General features: G+C 71.1%; 7 protein-coding genes. 6 read left to right on the forward strand and 1 reads right to left on the reverse strand.

Annotated features, from left to right (window positions below):
• Positions 1-61 precede the first annotated feature (61 nt).
• Positions 62-1,357, forward strand: coding sequence for a SidA/IucD/PvdA family monooxygenase (locus tag ACQP1O_RS04020; protein ID WP_433564547.1), 1,296 nt, complete (start codon positions 62-64; stop codon positions 1,355-1,357).
• Here ACQP1O_RS04020 and ACQP1O_RS04025 read toward each other — a convergent pair.
• On the reverse strand, positions 1,312-1,968 hold the full coding sequence (locus tag ACQP1O_RS04025) for a GNAT family N-acetyltransferase (protein WP_433564548.1): 657 nt from the start codon (positions 1,966-1,968) through the stop codon (positions 1,312-1,314). The genes ACQP1O_RS04020 and ACQP1O_RS04025 overlap by 46 nt on opposite strands.
• A 158-nt stretch (positions 1,969-2,126) precedes the next feature.
• Here ACQP1O_RS04025 and ACQP1O_RS04030 point away from each other — a divergent pair, with 158 nt between their 5' ends.
• Genes ACQP1O_RS04030 through ACQP1O_RS04050 form a run of 5 tightly spaced genes read left to right on the forward strand, consistent with a single transcriptional unit; the run spans position 2,127 to position 17,251 of the window.
• Positions 2,127-2,882, forward strand: coding sequence for a thioesterase II family protein (locus ACQP1O_RS04030; RefSeq protein ID WP_433564549.1), 756 nt, complete (start codon positions 2,127-2,129; stop codon positions 2,880-2,882).
• A 5-nt stretch (positions 2,883-2,887) separates the two neighbouring features.
• Complete coding sequence (locus tag ACQP1O_RS04035) at positions 2,888-4,195, forward strand: polyketide synthase (RefSeq protein WP_433567575.1); 1,308 nt, start codon at positions 2,888-2,890, stop codon at positions 4,193-4,195.
• Positions 4,188-7,583: an SDR family NAD(P)-dependent oxidoreductase gene (locus ACQP1O_RS04040; protein WP_433564550.1), complete on the forward strand. Its 3,396-nt coding sequence runs from the start codon at positions 4,188-4,190 to the stop codon at positions 7,581-7,583. Before ACQP1O_RS04035 ends, ACQP1O_RS04040 begins: the two co-directional genes overlap by 8 nt.
• Before the next feature lie 18 nt (positions 7,584-7,601).
• A complete protein-coding gene (locus tag ACQP1O_RS04045) occupies positions 7,602-12,662 on the forward strand; it encodes an amino acid adenylation domain-containing protein (protein ID WP_433564551.1) in 5,061 nt (1,686 codons plus the stop codon).
• Positions 12,659-17,251, forward strand: a complete 4,593-nt coding sequence (locus ACQP1O_RS04050) for an amino acid adenylation domain-containing protein (RefSeq protein ID WP_433564552.1) — start codon at positions 12,659-12,661, stop codon at positions 17,249-17,251. The genes ACQP1O_RS04045 and ACQP1O_RS04050 overlap by 4 nt, the downstream gene beginning before the upstream one ends.
• The last annotated feature ends 95 nt before the right edge of the window (positions 17,252-17,346 follow it).

Consider the following 17,346-nt stretch of genomic DNA (forward strand, 5'->3'; position numbering starts at 1 on the left):
CCTAAAGCGATTGGTGGGTTGTGCGAGGCAGGCAACAGTGAGCAACTGGGACGGAGAACCGGTGGAGACACTTCTGGTGGTCGGTGCGGGGCCGAAAGCCCTGGCGGTAGCGGTCAAGTCGCATGTGCTGCGGAAACTCGGCCTGCCCGCACCGCGGGTGACCGTGGTCGAGGCGCAGACAGTCGGCGGTAACTGGCTACCCACCGGCGGCTGGACCGACGGTCGGCACCGCCTGGGCACCAGCCCCGAGAAGGACGTCGGCTTCCCGTACCACTCGACCTGGGCGCGCGGCCACAACCGCGAGATCGACACGGCCATGCGGGCTTTCAGCTGGACCGCCTTCCTGGTCGAGCACGGCACCTACGCCGAGTGGATCGACCGCGGCCGGCCCAGCCCGCAGCATCACGTGTGGGCCAAATACCTGCAGTGGGTGGCCCGGTGCATCGACCTGGATCTGGTCCGGGGCACGGTGACCGGCATCGCCGCCGCGGCCGACGGCTGGCTGGTGTCGGTCACCGACGCGGACGGCCACGTGGACGAGATCGATTGCGACGCGGTCATGATCACCGGACCCGGCCGCAGCGACCGGGCCCTGGCCGAGCACCCGAAGGTGCTCAGCATCTCCGAGTTCTGGGAGCTGGCGGGCCGCCGCGAACTGCCCCCGTCCTCGCGGGTCGCCGTGATCGGCGGCGGCGAGACCGCGGGTTCGGCGCTGGACGAATTGGTTCGCCACGAGATGCTTACTGTCTCGGTGATCTCGCCCAAGGCGACGCTGTACACGCGCGGTGAAAGCTATTTCGAGAACTCGCTCTACAGCGACCCGACCAAGTGGGCGGGCCTCGGCATGGCCGAGCGCCGCGATGCCATCCGGCGCACCGATCGTGGGGTGTTCTCGGTGCGGGTGCAGGAAAGCCTGCTGGGGGACAACCGGGTTCACCATCTGCAGGGCCGGGTGGTGAAGCTCGCCGACCAGGACGATCGGGTCGCCCTCACCCTGCGCAACGACCTGCGCGCCGATCAGGTGCACACCTTCGATCTGGTGGTGGACGCCACCGGTGGTCAGCCGCTGTGGTTCCTGGATCTGTTCGATTCGGCCGCAACCGATCTGCTCGAACTGGCGGTGGGCGGCCCGTTGGAGCCCGCGCGCATCGAGGCGGCCATCGGCTTCGACCTGGCGGTGTCCGGTCTGGATGCCAAGCTGTACCTGCCGAACATGGCCGCCATGGCGCAGGGTCCGGGTTTCCCGAATCTCAGCTGCCTGGGCGAGCTTTCGGACCGGATCCTGCAACCGTCGGTGAATCCCGCGACGCGCTACCGGATCTCGGGCAGGTCGGTCGCACTGCGCGGTAGCGCGTAGAGCGAGATGCGCCGATCCGGCCGGATGTCGAAGTCGCCCAGGTGCTGCCACCCGATCTTCTCCAACGCCTTCCGCATGGGGGTGTTGCGATGATCGGGTTCGCACAGCAGCCGGCGGCATTCGGGTTCGGCCGCCAGGATCGCCTGCCCCAGCAGGCGCATCCAGCCCGACATGACACCGCGGCCCAGCAGGGTTGTGTCCGCAGTGGCGATGTGGAAGCCCATGTCGCGGGCGTCGGCGTCGTAGAGCCGCGCGATCTCGTCCTTGGCGGGGCGGTACAACTCCACATAGGCCACCTCGCGGTTGCCCAGGTCGGGGCGGTCCAGGGCGGCGAAGTCGTATTCGAGAATGCACGGGCGGGAGAAGGTTCCGGCCAGTTGCGCCGCGCAGTCGGCGCGGCGGCGATCGGCGTCCCAGGCCTGTTCCCAGGTCTCGAGCAGGTGCGGCCGGTGCATCCACTCGGTGATGGTCTCCGGATCGCGGGAGTCGACTTCCACCGGCCGCAGTGTGAACGGTGCGGCGAACTCGGGCAGCACCGGGGCGGGCGCGTGGCGGATGTGGTCGGGAAGGTCCGTGAGTTCGCGCGCGAGGACGTAGGTCGTCCGGTTCATCGCTGTGGCGCTCCGTTCGTCGGTTAGCTTGATCACCCTGCTTGGTAAGGCTAGCCTATACTAAGTAGGCGGTGTTACGGTTGCCCGGACATTGCAAGGGGGACAAGCGGAACCGACGCCGAATGCGGTCGGGCAGTTGCGTAGGAGAGATGCGGGAAATGCCACGGGAACTCGGCTGGATCAGGCAATTTCAGGCCCCGAGTGCGGAATCCGCGCCACCACTGCTGATCTTCCCGCACGCCGGTGCGGGCGCCTCCGCCTATCGGGTTTTCGCCAAGACGCTGGCCGCCGAATTCGATGTCGTGGTGTTCCAGTACCCGGGCCGTCAGGACCGGGCCCGCGAGGCGGCCCTGGAAACACTGCCCGATATCGCGGCCGGGGCCTTCGCCGAATTCCGGGAATCCGCGCATGAAACCGGTGTTCCCCTCACGATTTTCGGGCACAGCATGGGCGCGGTGATCGCGTTCGAATTCGCCCGCCTGGCCGAGGCCGCGGGGCTGAGCGTGCGACTGCTGGTCGCCTCATCGGCCGCCGCACCAGCCCGGGTCGCCGCGCTGCCGGGGCATCCCACCGAGGACGAGGCCCTGCTCGACCACATGTCGGCGCTCAACGGCACCGGTGCGGAGGTGCTGGGCAGTCGCGAGGTGCTACGCATGGCGCTGCCGGTCATGAAGGCCGACTACCGTGCCTTCGACGCGTATTCGTGTACGCCGGATATTGCCGTGGACGCGCCGATTCTGGTCCTGGGTGGCGACGAGGACGAATTCGTCGCGCCGCGTGATCTGTACGCGTGGGAAAGCCACAGCCGCGGCGGAATTCGGGTCACCCTGTTCGCGGGCGGGCATTTCTATCTCAACGACCATGTCGACGGCATTGCCGAACTGCTGGTAGCCGAGAAGAGCGTCGTCGCGTGAGCGCGCTGGATTCCGGCGATCCCATTGTGATCGTCGGCATGGGTATCGAGGCGCCCGGCGGCATCGACACCCTGCCGGAATTCTGGGCGGCGCTGGCGTCCGCGCGGGAATTGCTCGGCCCCTTTCCCCGTGATCGGGAATGGCCGCTGGCGGAATTGCTGACACTGGACCGGCACGAGGGCTGGGGCGCGGTGCCGGACGCCGGCGGGTTCCTCACCGGCGCCACCGACTTCGATGCGCTGTTCTTCGGCATCACGCCGCGCGAGGCCGTGGCCATGGATCCCCAGCAGCGGGTCGGCATGCGGGTGGCCTGGCGGGCACTCGAGCAGGCCGGGATCAATCCCGGTGCGGTGGACGGTGATTCGGCCGGATGCTGGATGGGCGCCTCGGTCATGGAGTACGGGCCGCGGGCGGCCTCGGTCAACGAGTACAGCGGGTACCGGGCCACCGGCACCGCGCTGGGTGCGGTGGCCGGGCGGATCTCGCACGGGCTGGGCCTGATCGGGCCGTCGGTCACCGTCGACACCGCGTGCGCGTCCGCGCTCACCGCCGTGCATCAGGCGGCCGCCGCCATTCGGGCGGGGGAGTGCGAGTGGGCGCTGGCGGGCGGGGTGTGCGTCATGGGTTCGCCGGGCGCGTTCTACGAGTTCTCCAAGAACAATGCGCTGGCCGCCGACGGCCACTGCCGGTCCTACTCCGCCGACGCCACCGGCACGCTGTGGGGTGAGGGCGCGGGAGTCGTTGTACTGGAACGGGAGTCGCGGGCGCGTGCGCTCGGGCATCGGGTGTACGGGCGGCTGCTGGGTTCGCGCGTGAACCACAATGGCAAGGGCGCGCCGATCGCGGTCCCGAGTGCGGCGGCGCAGGAGCGGCTCATCCGCGACACCCTGGCCGTGTCCGGGATCTCCGCCGGACAGGTCGGGCTCATCGAGGGGCACGGCACCGGCACTCCGGTGGGCGACCCGCTCGAATTGGCGGCGCTCGCGGCCACTTACGGCCTTCCGTCCGCCGCGGGTCCGCGGCTGGGCTCGGTGAAGTCCAATGCCGGTCACGCGCAGGCCGCCTCCGGGGTGTTGGGCCTGATCAAGGTGCTGCTGGCAGGAGTGCACGGGCAGATCCCGCCCACCCTGCACGCCGAGCGGCCGACCGCCGAAATCGATTGGGCCGAGACCACTCTGCGGCTCGCCACCGAACTCGAACCCTGGCCCGCCGTGGACGGCGTGCGATACGCGGCCGTGTCCTCGTTCGGTGTCGCGGGCACCAATGCCCATGCCCTCGTGAGCCTGCCCGAGCTGGAGAAAAGCGATGTGTAGCCACCGGCTGCCGGATGGCAGCATCCCCGTCCTGCTCTCGTCCGATACCGCCGACGGCGTGCGCGCCGAGGCCGCGGGCATCCTGGCCTACCTGGAGGAGCGGCCCGCCGTCGCCCCGGATCCGTTGGCGGACATGCTGTTCCGCACCCGCACAGCACGCCGGTACCGGGCATTGGCCATGGTCACCGGGCGTGCGGATCTGCTCGATGCCCTGCGCGCCGTCGCCGACGGGACCTCGCATCCCGCGGTGGTGCTGGGTGACGGTCCCGCCACCGCGCGCCGGATCGGCTTCGTGTTCCCCGGTCAGGGCAGTCAGCGTCCCGGCATGGGCGCGCTGTACTACGACCTGTCCCCGCACTACCGGGCCGCCGTCGACGAGTGCGCGGCCGTGCACGCCGAGCGTTTCGGCCACGATCAGCCGCTGCACTATCTGCTCGGCACCGCGGGCGGGTACCAGGACACGGTGTGGGAGGTGCAGCCCGCCTTGATGTTCCACATGGCCGGTCTGGCCGCCATGTGGCAGGCCGCCGGTGTGCGCCCGGCCGCCACCATCGGCCACAGCCAGGGCGAGCTGGCCGCGGGCGCGGTCTCGCGGGTCATGTCGGTGCGCGACGCCGTGCTGGTGGTGACCCACCGCGCGCGCCTGGTGGAGCGTCTCTCGCCGCGCGGCTACGCCATGGCCGTGCTGGCCATGAACCGCGAGGACTGCGAGGCGCTGCTGGCCCGCCATTCGGGCTGGGCCGAGCTGTCGGTGGTGAACGCCCCGCACATCATGGCCATCTCCGGCGACCGCGACACCATCGCCGACATGGTCGCCGCCGCCACCGAGCGCGGCCATTTCGCCCGCGAGATCGGCGTCGCCTACCCCGCGCACACCTCGATCGTGGCGGAGCTGCGCGCCGAATTCGAAGGCTTCCTCGGCGGCGAGCTGACCCACCCGACCTTCGCCGACACCGACATCCCCTGCTACGGTGCGACTCTCGGCGCCCCGATCACCGCCGACCTGATCCAGGAACAGTACTGGTACTGGAACCTGCGCAACCGTGTCCGCTTCGACCGCGCCGTGGTCGCCGCCGCCACCGACGGCATCGACACCCTCATCGAGGTGGTCGAACACCCCGTCCTGCAACTGGCCCTCCAGGAAAACCTCTCCCTGGTCCCGCGCGACCCGTCCCGCGGCTCCCGCGACGTCAAGGTCCTCGGCACCTCCCTGCGCACCGCCACCTCCCTGCGCGAATTCACCCGCAACCTGGCCACCATCGCCGTCCACGACCTCGCCTACGACTGGACCGCCCTGCGCACCGACGCGCCCCCGGCTCTCCCGCTGCGCGACTTCCCCCACACGGTCATGAACCCCAAACGCCTGTGGGCCAACCCGGGCTACGCCCCCGAGACGGTGCACCCGCCGACCCCGGCCGTCCCCAAACCCCAACGCCTGGTGGAGAAGTGGACCCCCTGGGAACGCCGCTCCCTGACCCCGCCCCGCCGCCTGGCCTTCGTCGATCCGACCGGCCGTTGCGCGGAACAGGTGTCGGCCCTGCTCGCCGCGGCAGACTGCTACGGCGCCACGGCCATTGCCCTCGAGCCCGCCGCGCTCGCCGGGACAGTTCGGGCTGCCGAGACCAGTCAGGCCGAACCGGCGACGACCGCAGGCGTGGCGGCGCACGTCACCTCGCGCGGCACCGAGCCGGAAATCCTGGGCCACCGGGCAGTCGGCCGTTTCGATGTCGGCGCGGTTCTGGACCTGGCCGAGATGGCGGCGGTCGTCGCGGAGAACGCCGGCCGCGACGCACTCGGCGAGGCGCTGGCCGCCGAAGCCGCCTCGGTCCTGTCCGGATCGGGCATCGGCACCGGAACGCAATCACCACAGCAGGCGGACTTCGACAGCGTGGTGATCCTGTGGCCCGCGCTGCCCGAGTCGACCGCCGCGGACGCGGTGGCGGAGCTGACGGAGTTCTTCGCCGCCCGCAGCTGGCTATCCGCGGTATCGGATGTGTGTGCGGGCGGCGAGGTCTGGCTGGTGACGGTCGGGGGTGAGGTCGTGGTGCCGGAGGATGCGGTGCCGCAGTTGTTCCACGGGGCCGTGGCGTCCGGGTTCCGGTGTGTCGGGGTGGAGAAGCCCGGGGTGCTGTTCCGGCATCTGGATATCGCGGCCGGTGCCGGGGCCGGGGAAGCGAATCGGGTTGTCGCGGCGCTGCACACGGCGGGTGAGCCGGAGGTGGCGCTGCGTGGCGGAAAGGTGTTCGTCAAGCGGTTGGTCGCGGACGAGTCTGTGCCGGGGGAGACCGCTGAGCTCGATCATGTGCTGATCGTCGGTGGCACCGGCAAGCTCGGGCTGTTGTTCGCCGAGCACTTCGCGCGGCAGGGCGCCGGGCGGATCACGCTGGTGAGCCGGTCCGGCGAATCCGGTTCGGCTGCCGCGGAAGTGGCGCGACTGCGCGCGCTCGGTGACACCGAGATCGTGGCCGCGGCCGGCGATGTCAGCGATGCGGACGCTGTCGCGCGTCTCGCGGCAGGGCTGGGGGAGCGGCCGGTGAGCCTGCTCGTCCATGCGGCGGTCAACTACGTGGACGCCGGGATCGAGGAGATCACCGCCGAGATGGTCGCCACCGCCGCGGCGTCGAAGGTGCTGGGCCTGGAGGCGGTGCTCGACGCGGTGCCGTTGCGTCCGACTGGCCGCGTGCTGCTGTGCTCGTCCATGGCCGCGACACTCGGTGGGCGCGGACAGATTCTGTATGCCGTCACCAACCGGATGCTGGATATTCTCGCCCGCCGCCTGCGCAGGCGCGGGATCGATTGCTCCGCACTGGAGTGGGGCCTGTGGAGTGTCGCGGGTCCGCTCGATGCTGCGGGCATGGCGCGGGTGGAGGGTGCCGGGGTGTACCCCATGAATCCGGCCGACGCCATCGCCGCGGGATTCACCGGGCAGCCGACCGACGCGGTGGTGATCTCCGCCGACTGGCCGTTCCTGCGCGCTGTCTTGGGAGCCTTCGGCCAGGCTGCTGTGCTGACGGAAGTGCCGGAGCCGGAGACGATTACGCCGCCGCGCATCGCAGATACGGCAGTTGCGGATGCGAGCGTGAATCAGCCTGTCACCGAGACCAATACGTCATCTCCTGCCGCTGACCACCAGCCGTCGGCATCGACCCCGGACCGCCCACTGGCCGACCAGGTGCTCGCCGAACTCGAGCGGGTCATGGGCATCGACGCCGGCGACACCATCGATCGCTCCACACCGCTGGTCGCACTGGGCCTGGATTCGTTGCAGGCCCTGGACTTCCGCAAGCGGGTCCAGGCCTCGCTCGATCGGGAGCTGCCGGTCGCGGCGATCCTGGGCGGCGCGTCGCTGGACGATGTCGTGCTGCTGATGGCAGAGAACACCAACTAGGGCTAGGGGCCAGATTTCATGTCAGACACCGATGCCACCGTGACCGTGGCCGGAACCTCCGTCGCCGACCGTCGCCGGGAACTGCTGCGGCGCAGGCTCGCCGAGCAGGGACTGGCCGCCGCCACCGCCGCGCCGGTGCGCCGCACCCGGGCCGGGGAGCGGCGACCGCTGTCGGCCGGGCAGCGCCGCATGTGGTTCCTGCAGACGCGCGACCCCGAGGACACCACACTGAATATCTGTGTGGCGTACCGGCTCACCGGCGCACTCGACGAGCAGCGCCTGCGGACCGCGGTGGCGGCGGTGTTCGCCCGGCACGACGTGCTGCGCACCACCTTCGGTACCGACGCGGACGGCGAGCCGTTCCAGGTGTTCGCCGAGGACATCACGCTGCCGTGGCAGTCGCACGATCTGACCGACCTGGCCGAGTCCGCCCGCCCGGTGCGGGTGGAGGTGCTGGCCCGCCGGGAATTCGGCCGCCCCTTCGACCTCGCCACCGAGGTGCCCCTGCGAATCACACTGGTGCGCAACGGAACAGCGGAGTGGGTGCTGCTGCTGGCCGCACACCACAGCTGCTGGGACGACGACGCCTGGGGCGTGTTCTTCACCGACCTCAATGCCGCCTACAACGGAGTCCGGACCGCGGCGCCGGCCGCGCAGTTCGTCGATCTCGAGGTCCTGGACGCCCCGGCCGAGGACGAGGCGGACATCGCCTACTGGCGGAACACCCTGCGCCCCTTGCCGGAACCCCTCGAACTGCCCGGCTCGGCCGTGGTCGCGGCGTCGAAGCGAGCCGACCGCTGCACCGTCGCGCTGCCGGCCGATCTCCTGAACCGGGTGGACGTCTTCGCCCGCGAGCAGGCGGCCAGCCCGTTCATGGTGCTGCTCGCCGGCTACGCCGCCCTGATCCAGCGCTACACCGCCGCCGATGATTTCCTGGTCTCCATCCCTGTCACCAATCGCCGGTCGGCGGCCGCCGAACAGCTCATCGGCTACTTCGGCAACACTCTGCTGCTGCGCGAAACCTTCGACCGCGCCGAGACTTTCACCGGCCTGGTCGCGGCCACCAAGCGCACCTGCCTGGACGCCTTCGCCCATCAGGCCGTCGGCATCGACCGCGTGGTGCGCGAGGTGAACCCGGAGCGCGTCGCTGGACGGGACGGCATGGATCAGCTGGTGCGCCTGGGCTTCAGCGTCCGCAAGAGCGCCGACGGTTTCGCGCTGGACGGCGTCACCTCGACCCAGCTGGACGAACTGGGCGCTCCCACCGCGCAGGTCCCGCTGGCCGTCGCGGTCGTGACCGAGAGCGCGCACGGCGCGGTGCTCGAGGCCGAATACCAGGTGGACGTGCTGCCCCGGCCGATGGTGCAGCGCATGCTGGAACACTGTGTGCGACTGCTGGATCGGGCGCTGAACACCCCTGACGGCCGGCTCGCCGACCTCGACATACTGGGCGGTGACGACCGCCTCGCCATCCTGGAACAGTCGCGTGGCGCGGACGTGCCGGCCGACCCGGCCACCATGGTCGACCTGTTCGAGGCCAGTGTCGCCGCCGGACCCGGCACCCTGGCACTGGTCTCCGACGACCTCGAACTCACCTACGGCGACCTGAACCGCCGCGCGAACCGCCTGGCGCACTGGCTGATTCGCGAGGGCATCGGCAGCGAGGACATCGTCGCCCTGCGCATGAGCAACTCGGTCGAGTTCATCGTGGCCGTCTACGGCGTGCTCAAGGCGGGCGCCGCCTACCTGCCCATCGACCCGGCCTACCCGGACGACCGCATCGACTACCTGATCGCCGACGCGGGCCCGCGGCTGGTGCTGGGCCGCGTCGAACTCGACGCCGCCGAGGATGCCGCCGCCGCGCTGCCGGACACCGATCCCGCCGACACCGACCGCGTCCGCCCGCTGCTCCCGGCGAACCTGGCCTACGTCATCTACACCTCCGGCTCGACCGGCAAGCCCAAGGGCGTCCCGGTCTCGCACGCCGCCATCGCCGAGCATGTGGTGAGCTTCACCGCCGAATGGGGCATGACCGCCGACGACCGGCTGCTGCAGTCCTCCTCGGTGAGCTTCGACGCCTCCCTGCTGGACATCTTCGTCACCCTGGCTCTGGGCGCGCGGCTGATCGTGCCGAAACCCGATGCCTTCCGCGACATCCGCTACGTCGCCGACCTGATCACCCGCCGCGGCGTGACCGTGCTGCACATGGTGCCGTCCATGCTCGGCACCTTCCTGCTGCTGCCCGAGGTGAGCGAGTGGCGTGCGCTGCGCCATGTCCCGGTGGGCGGCGAGGCGCTGCCGGGCGAGGTGGCCGATCGGTTCGCCGCCGTCTTCGACGCCGAACTGCGCAATCATTACGGGCCGACCGAGGCCGTGGTGTGCGCGACCCATCAGCCGGTGGCGGGCCCGCAGGGCACCGGTATCGTGCCCATCGGCGTGCCCAATCAGAACGTGCACGCCTACGTGCTCGACGAGGCCCTGCAGCTGGTGCCCGCCGGGGTGGCCGGCGAGATCTACCTGGGCGGTGCGCAATTGGCGCGCGGCTACCTGGGCCGTCCCGCGCTCACCGCGAGCCGCTTCGTCGCCGACCCGTTCACCGCCGGTGCGCGGCTCTACCGCACCGGAGATCTGGCCCGCCGCAACGAGTTCGGGGAACTGGACTTCGTCGGCCGCGCCGACGAGCAGGTCAAGGTGCGCGGCTTCCGCATCGAGCTCGGCGAGGTGGAGTCGGCGCTGACCACGCATCCGAGCGTCGGGCGCTGCGTGGTGATCGTGACCGAGGATCCGGCCGTGGGCGCACAGCTCGCCGCCTACCTGGTGCCCGCGGCCGGTGCGACGATCGAGGTGGACCAGGTGCGCGCCCACGCCGCCGCCGCGCTGCCGGAGTACATGGTGCCCAGCGCTTTCGCCGTCATCGACGAGATTCCGCTGACCGTCAACGGCAAGCTGGACAAGCGGGCGCTGCCCGCGCCGGCGCCCGCGGTCGAGCGGGTGCACCGCGCGCCCGCCACCGCCACCGAACGCCGCCTGTGTGCCATCTACACCCAGCTGTTCGGGATTCCGACGGCCGGCGCGGACGATTCGTTCTTCGAACTGGGTGGGCATTCGCTGCTGGCCGCGCGCCTGGTCGCGCAGATCCGCGCCGAATTCGGTGTGGAGCTGGATGTGCGGATCGTGTTCGACACCCCGACCCCGGCCGGGCTGGCCGCCGGTCTGGCCGCGCGGTTCCGTGACGAGTTCGGCATCGACCTGGATGCCATGGACGACGACGTCGAGACGGCCGAGACCGTTGTTGCCGCACCGGTTTCCGGGCGTCCGGCCGTCATCGCGCGCCCGCGTCCGGACCGACTGCCGCTGTCCTACTCGCAGCTGGCCATGTGGTTCCAGTACCGCATGGAGGGCCCGAGCGCGGTCGGCAATCTGCCCTTCGCGGTCCGGTTCGACGGCGGCATCGATATCGCCGCGCTGCGGGCCGCACTCGCCGATGTGGTGGCCCGGCACGAGGCGCTGCGCACCGGTTTCGGTGAGCGGGACGGCGTTCCGTACCAGGTGGTGCGAGCCGCCGGGGAGGTCGAGCTCGAAGTCACCGGCATCGATGCCGACCGGTTGACGGACGAGCTCGCCGAGATCGGCCGCTACCCCTTCACGGTCGAATCCGAGCCGCTGCTGCGGGCCCGCCTGCTGGTCCTCGACCCGGGCACGCACGTGCTGTCGCTGCTGGTCCACCACATCGTGGCCGACCACGCGTCGCTGGGCATCCTGCTCGAGGACCTGGTCGCCGCCTACCGTGCGCGGGTCGATGGCGGGCGGGCGCCGCAGTGGACCCCGCTTGCCGTGCAGTACCCGGATTACGTGCTGTGGCAGCACGATGCGTTCGCCTCCGGTGCGGATGGCCTGCCCGGCGACTACGGCCGGGCGCAGCTGGACTTCTGGCGCGTCGCCCTCGCCGGTCTGCCGGATCAGATCGATGTCGCCCCTGATCGGGCGCGGCCGGCGGTCCTCGGCAAGCGCGGCGAGGTCGCGACCTTCGCGGCGCCCGCCGCCCTGCGCTCCGGACTGGCCGCGCTCGCGGAAGCCTGCGGCGCAACGGAATTCATGGTGTACGAGGCCGCCGTCGCGACCCTGCTGCACAAGCTGGGCGGCGGCACGGACATCACCCTCGGCACGCCGGTGGCCTGCCGCGTCGACGACGCGACCGCACCTCTCGTCGGTCTCTTCGCCAATATGGCCGTGCTGCGCAACGATCTGTCGGGCACCCCGACCCTGCGCGACACCGTGCTGCGCGGCCGCGACGTGGTCCTGGATGCCCAAGCGCACCAGGAACTTCCGATCGAACGCCTGGTGGAGGCGCTCAATCCGCCGCGCTCGCGCTCCCGGAACCCGCTGTTCCAGAGCATGCTGCACTTCCGCGGCGCGGACTGGGCGCCCGCCACCCTGGCCGTGGCGGGCGCGACCACCGCCACCGTGCTGCCGGTCGACTTCGACGTCTCCTTCCTGGACCTCAATGTCTCCGTGAACGTCACCGGTGACGGCGGCCTGGCCGTGCGCGTGGTCGCCAATGCCGACCTGTACGACCGGGAGACCGTGCAGCACATCGCGACCGCGCTGGCCACCACCCTGGAGGCGTACGCCACCGCGCCCGACCGCACCGTGGTCGAGCTCGAGGTGCTGCCCGTCGACCGGCTGGAGCGGCTGCTCGCCCCGCCCGCGCCCGCCGCGGCGACCCGCGCCGCCGCCACCGGCGACCACGCGCGCACCGAACGCGCGCTGATCGAACTGCTCGAAGAGCTGTTGGACATCAGCGAGGTCGAGGCCGACGACAACTTCTTCGCCCTCGGCGGCGACAGCGTCATCTCCATCCAGTGGTCGGCCCGCGCCACCGCGCTCGGCCTGCCGCTCAGCCCGCAGCTGGTGTTCGAGCACCTCACCATCGCCGAACTCGCCGCCGCGGTCGACGCCGCCGAACCAGTTGCCGCGCAAGCAGAGTCGACCCGACCGGAGGAATCCGCCCCCATGAGCGCCTCCGGCCTCGACGCCGACGCCCTCGCCGCCCTCACCTCGTCCTGGCAGGCCCGATGACCACCACCGAAAACCGCACCGCGCCACCGCAGATCGAAGACGTGCTGGCGCTGAGCCCGCTGCAGGAGGGGCTGTTCTCGCTGTCGCGCCTCAACGGCGACGGCCTCGACCTGTACACCATGCAGTTCGTGGTCGACATCGACGGACCGCTGGACACCGAGCTGCTGCGGCGCAGCGCACAGGCCATGCTGGACCGGCATCCCAACCTGCGCGCCGCCTTCTGGGACGAGAACATGCCGCGGCCGGTGCAGATCGTGCCCGCAGAGGCCGAACTGCCCTGGGCCGAAAAGCAAGCGCGGCCGGCGGAATTCGACGCCATCGCCGCGGCCGAACGACACGCGCCGTTCGACCTGAGCCGCGGCCCGGCGCTGCGCATCCTGCTGCTCACCGTGCCGGACACCGGCACCCGGCGCATGATCCTCACCGCCCACCACATCCTGATGGACGGTTGGGCGGTGGCGGTGTTCTTCACCGAACTGCTCGCCGTCTACCGGTCCGGCGGATCCGTTGCGGCACTGCCGAAACCGCGTCCCTATCGCGACTACATCGCGTGGCTGGGCGCACAGGACACCGCCGCGGTCACCCAGCGCTGGGTCGACTACCTCGCGGGGGTGAGCGGTCCGCTCATGCTGGCGGACGGCGCACCGGCCGGCCCGAACGCCGTGCCGGAGAAGACCCGCCTGCTGCTGTCCGCCGCCGACACCGACCGGGTCCGTACCTGGGCCGGTGCGCACGGGCTGACCCTCAACACCGCCGTGCAGTTCGCCTGGACGGTGCTGCTCGGGCGGCTCACCGATCGCCGCGACGTCGTATACGGCACCACCATCTCCGGTCGGCCCGACCAGCTTCCGGGCGTGGAGGGCATGGTCGGGTTGTTCATCAACACCGTGCCCGTCGCCCACCATCTGGACTCCGGCATCTCCATCGCCGACCAGTGCGCCCGCCTGCAGCGCGAGTGCGCCGCCATGCGCGACATCGGCTTCCTGAGCCTGTCGGCCGTGCAGCGCGCCGCGGGGCACGGCACCCTCTTCGACACGCTGTTCGTCTTCGAGAACGCCCCCATCGACGACGCCATCCGCACCGTCACCGCCCCCGACGGCGCCTGCTTCCGCCCGATCGAGATGGAAAGCCTCGCGCACTACCCGCTCACGGTGGTCGCGCACATGAGCGGCGAAGAGCTGCTGGTCCAGCTCGAGGTGATGCCCGCCGCGCTGCCCTACTTCCCGGCCGCGGACCTGGGCGAGCGGCTGCTGGCGCTGCTGCGGCAACTACCGGAAACCGGCACGGCCACACCCGATTCGCTCAGCGTGCTCACCGCGACCGAGCAGGAGATGTCCGCGGCGCCGATCAGCCCCGTCTCGCCCGCCGCGATGACGGAAGGGTCCACGACCGCAGTCGCCGACGCCGCCTCGGTCTGGGAGTTGTTCGAGCGGCAGATGGCCGCCACGCCGGAAGCCGTTGCACTCCAGGACAGCTCCGGCTCCCAGAACACCTACCGCTCCCTGTATGACGCGGCCGTCCGGCTCGGCGCGGAGTTCGCCGCGCAGGGCGTCGGCCCGGAAACTGTGGTGGCGCTGATGCTTCCACGTACCGTGCGATCGATCGTCGCGGTGCTGGCGGCCTTCGCCGCGGGCGGAGCCTATGTGCCGGTGGATATCACGCTGCCCGCCGCACGCATCGAGTCGATCCTCCGGCAGGCGCGGCCGACGTTGGTTGTCACCGACGACAACACCCGCGACCTGCTCGAAACCGCCGGTGCACCGCAGTCCGGCGCAGATGTCGTAGCCGTCGGCGGGCAGCGGGTGCCGGTGTTGCTCCTCGGCGATCCCCTGGTCGCCGAACAGCCCTCGGCCGCCCCGGTCGAACTCCCGTGCGTCGTCCGCCACCGGGACCAGCTCGCGTACCTCATCTTCACCTCCGGCTCGACGGGTGAACCCAAGGGCGTCGCCGGGACCAATGCCGCGCTCATGGCCTACTTCGCCGACCATCGCGACCGGGTCTACCGGCCCGCCATGGCCCGCCTGGGCCGGCCACTGCGTATCGCGCATGCCTGGTCGCTGAGCTTCGACGCGTCCTGGCAGCCCATGGTGGGCCTGCTCGCCGGGCAGACCATCCACCTGTTCGATACCACGGAAATGCGTGACGCGCAGCGCTTGTGCGCGGGCATGATCGCCCACGACATCGACATGATCGACACCACCCCGTCGATGTTCGCGCAGCTCAACGCCGCCGGGCTGGTGGATCGCGAGCTGCCCGTGCTGGCGCTGGGCGGTGAGGCCATCGACGCCGCGCTGTGGTCGCGGCTGCGCGCGCTGGCCCCGTCCGAAGGCCGGTCCGGCACCGCGGTCTACAACTGCTACGGACCCACCGAGACCACCGTCGAGGCCGTGGTGGCCCCGGTCGCGGACTTCGACACCCCGACCATCGGCACCGCGAACGCCGGAATGTCCGGCTACGTCCTGGATTCCAGGCTGCGCCCGGTACCCGGCGGCGTCGTCGGCGAGCTGTACCTGTCCGGGCCGCAGCTGGCCCGTGGCTATATCGGCCGCGCCGCAACCACATCCGACCGCTTCGTCGCCGACCCCTTCCGGCCCGGCCGCCGCATGTACCGCACCGGCGATCTGGTCCGCCGCCTGTCCCACGGCGGCCTCGGCTACCTGGGCCGCGCCGACGCGCAGGTGAAGGTGCGCGGCTACCGCATCGAGATCGGCGAGATCGAGACCGCCCTGCGGCGACTGCCCGGCGTGGACACCGCCGCCGTCACCGTGGTGCGCCGCGCCGGCGGGGCGAGCCTGGTCGGTTTCGTCGTGGGGGAGCGGGGCGAGTCCGTCGATCCCGCGCGTACCCGCGCCGCGCTCGCGGACCGCCTGCCCGCCTACATGATTCCGGCCCGCGTGCTCGCCCTGCCACGGCTGCCGGTGAACGCCAACGGCAAACTCGACGGCCCCGAGCTGACGCGGCTCGCCGAAGCGGCCCTCGCCGATACCGGATCGGGCGCCGCGCCCAGCACCGCCACCGAGAAGGAGCTCGCCGAGGTCCTCGCCGAACTCTTCGACGGCCGCACCCCCGGCCTCGACGACGACTTCTTCGCCCTCGGGGTGGACAGCATCGTCGCCATCTCCCTGGTCAACAAGGCCCGCCGCCGCGGCCTCACCCTCACCCCGCGCATGGTGCTGGCCACGCCGACCCTGCGCGAACTCGCCGCCGCCCTCGACGCCGCGGACTCGACCACCGCGGTGCGGGTGGCGGATTACGGAGCGGTGCAGCCGCTTCCGGTCGTCTCGTGGATGTACGAGTACGGCAATTACCGCCGCTTCACCCAGACGGCCCTGCTCCGGCTGCCCGACGGCAGCGACCGCGATACCCTCGAGGCTTCGCTGCAGGCCGTCCTCGACGGCTACGACACCCTGCGCTCACGCCTCGTCGACACCGACGACGGCCCGCGCCTGGTCACCGCCGCGCCGGGCACCATCCGTGCGGCCGACATCCTCACGCACACAGCCGATCCCGCCGACACCGACGCGGCAATCCACGCCGCGGCCCGGACGGTCATGGACCAGATCGACCCGCGCACCGGCGATATGGTGCGCGCCGTCTGGTTCTCCGGCACCGAGCACGGCGATGTCCTGCTGCTCACCCTCCACCACCTGGCGGTGGACGTGGTCTCCTGGCACCTGCTCATCGCCGCCCTGAACGAGGGCGCCGCCCTCCCCGAATCCACCTCGTACCGCGAGTTCTCGCGCCGCATGGCGGAGCGGGCCGAGTCCGCGGAAGTCCGTGCGCAGCAGGACTATTGGCGTGACCAGCTCGCCGCCCCCGACCCCGCCATCGGCCGCCGCGTCCCCTACCCGCACACCGACACCTGGTCCTCCCTGCGCGTCGCCACCGCCGTGACACCGGTCGAGGTCACCGCCCGCCTGCTCGCCGCGCTCACCCGCGACGAGGGTGTGCGCGAACTGCTGCTCACCGCCCTGACCATCACCCTGGCGAGCTGGCGGCGCGAGCGCGCCCAGGATCCCGCCCACGGCGCCCTCCTCGCCCTGGAGGGCCACGGCCGTGCCGACGACCTGCTCGACACCGACACCAGCAACACCCTCGGCTGGTTCACCAGCGTGTTCCCGGTCCGCCTCGGCGCGGGCGAGACGGTGGATGCCGAACGGGCGGAACAGGATCCGGCCGTGGTCCGCGCCCTTCTGGAATCGGTGACCGCGCACCTGTCCGCCGTCCCCAATCAGGGCCTGGACTACGGCCTGCTCCGTTACACCACCCGCGTCCCCGAACTGGCCACCGCTCGGCACCCCCAGGTCGAGTTCAACTACCTCGGCCGAGTCGACCTCAGTGGTCACGACCCCCGATCCTGGTCCCTGCTCACCGGCCCGCTCAACGAGGCACTGCCGCTGGACCCCGAACCCGACCTCCCCCTGCGCTACGCGCTGGATGTGATCGCGGGCATCGGCTCGACCCCGGAGGGCCCGCAGCTCACCACCAATTGGCGCTGGAGCGAAACCCTGTTCACCGAGGCGGAAGCCAACCGCCTGACCGAACTCTGGCAGCACAGCCTGGCCGCCCTGGCAGTCGCCGTGTCCTGATCACCCAGGCGGTAAGGCCGCCCGCCGCGGGAGAGCGGGCGGGCGGCCGGTACCGCGGAAGAAGTTCGGCGGTACCGGCCGCCGCAGGAGCAGCT

The sequence above is a fragment of the Nocardia sp. CA-151230 genome, from assembly GCF_050942175.1.
In the GTDB taxonomy this organism is placed as follows: Bacteria; Actinomycetota; Actinomycetes; order Mycobacteriales; family Mycobacteriaceae; genus Nocardia.

Bases quoted from the DNA above. Each gene is read 5' to 3' on its own strand.
- ACQP1O_RS04025 (WP_433564548.1), bottom strand. From the start codon at position 1,968: ATGAACCGGACGACCTACGTCCTCGCGCGCGAACTCACGGACCTTCCC.
- ACQP1O_RS04030 (WP_433564549.1), top strand. From the start codon at position 2,127: ATGCCACGGGAACTCGGCTGGATCAGGCAATTTCAGGCCCCGAGTGCG.
- ACQP1O_RS04040 (WP_433564550.1), top strand. From the start codon at position 4,188: ATGTGTAGCCACCGGCTGCCGGATGGCAGCATCCCCGTCCTGCTCTCG.
- ACQP1O_RS04045 (WP_433564551.1), top strand. From the start codon at position 7,602: ATGTCAGACACCGATGCCACCGTGACCGTGGCCGGAACCTCCGTCGCC.
- ACQP1O_RS04050 (WP_433564552.1), top strand. From the start codon at position 12,659: ATGACCACCACCGAAAACCGCACCGCGCCACCGCAGATCGAAGACGTG.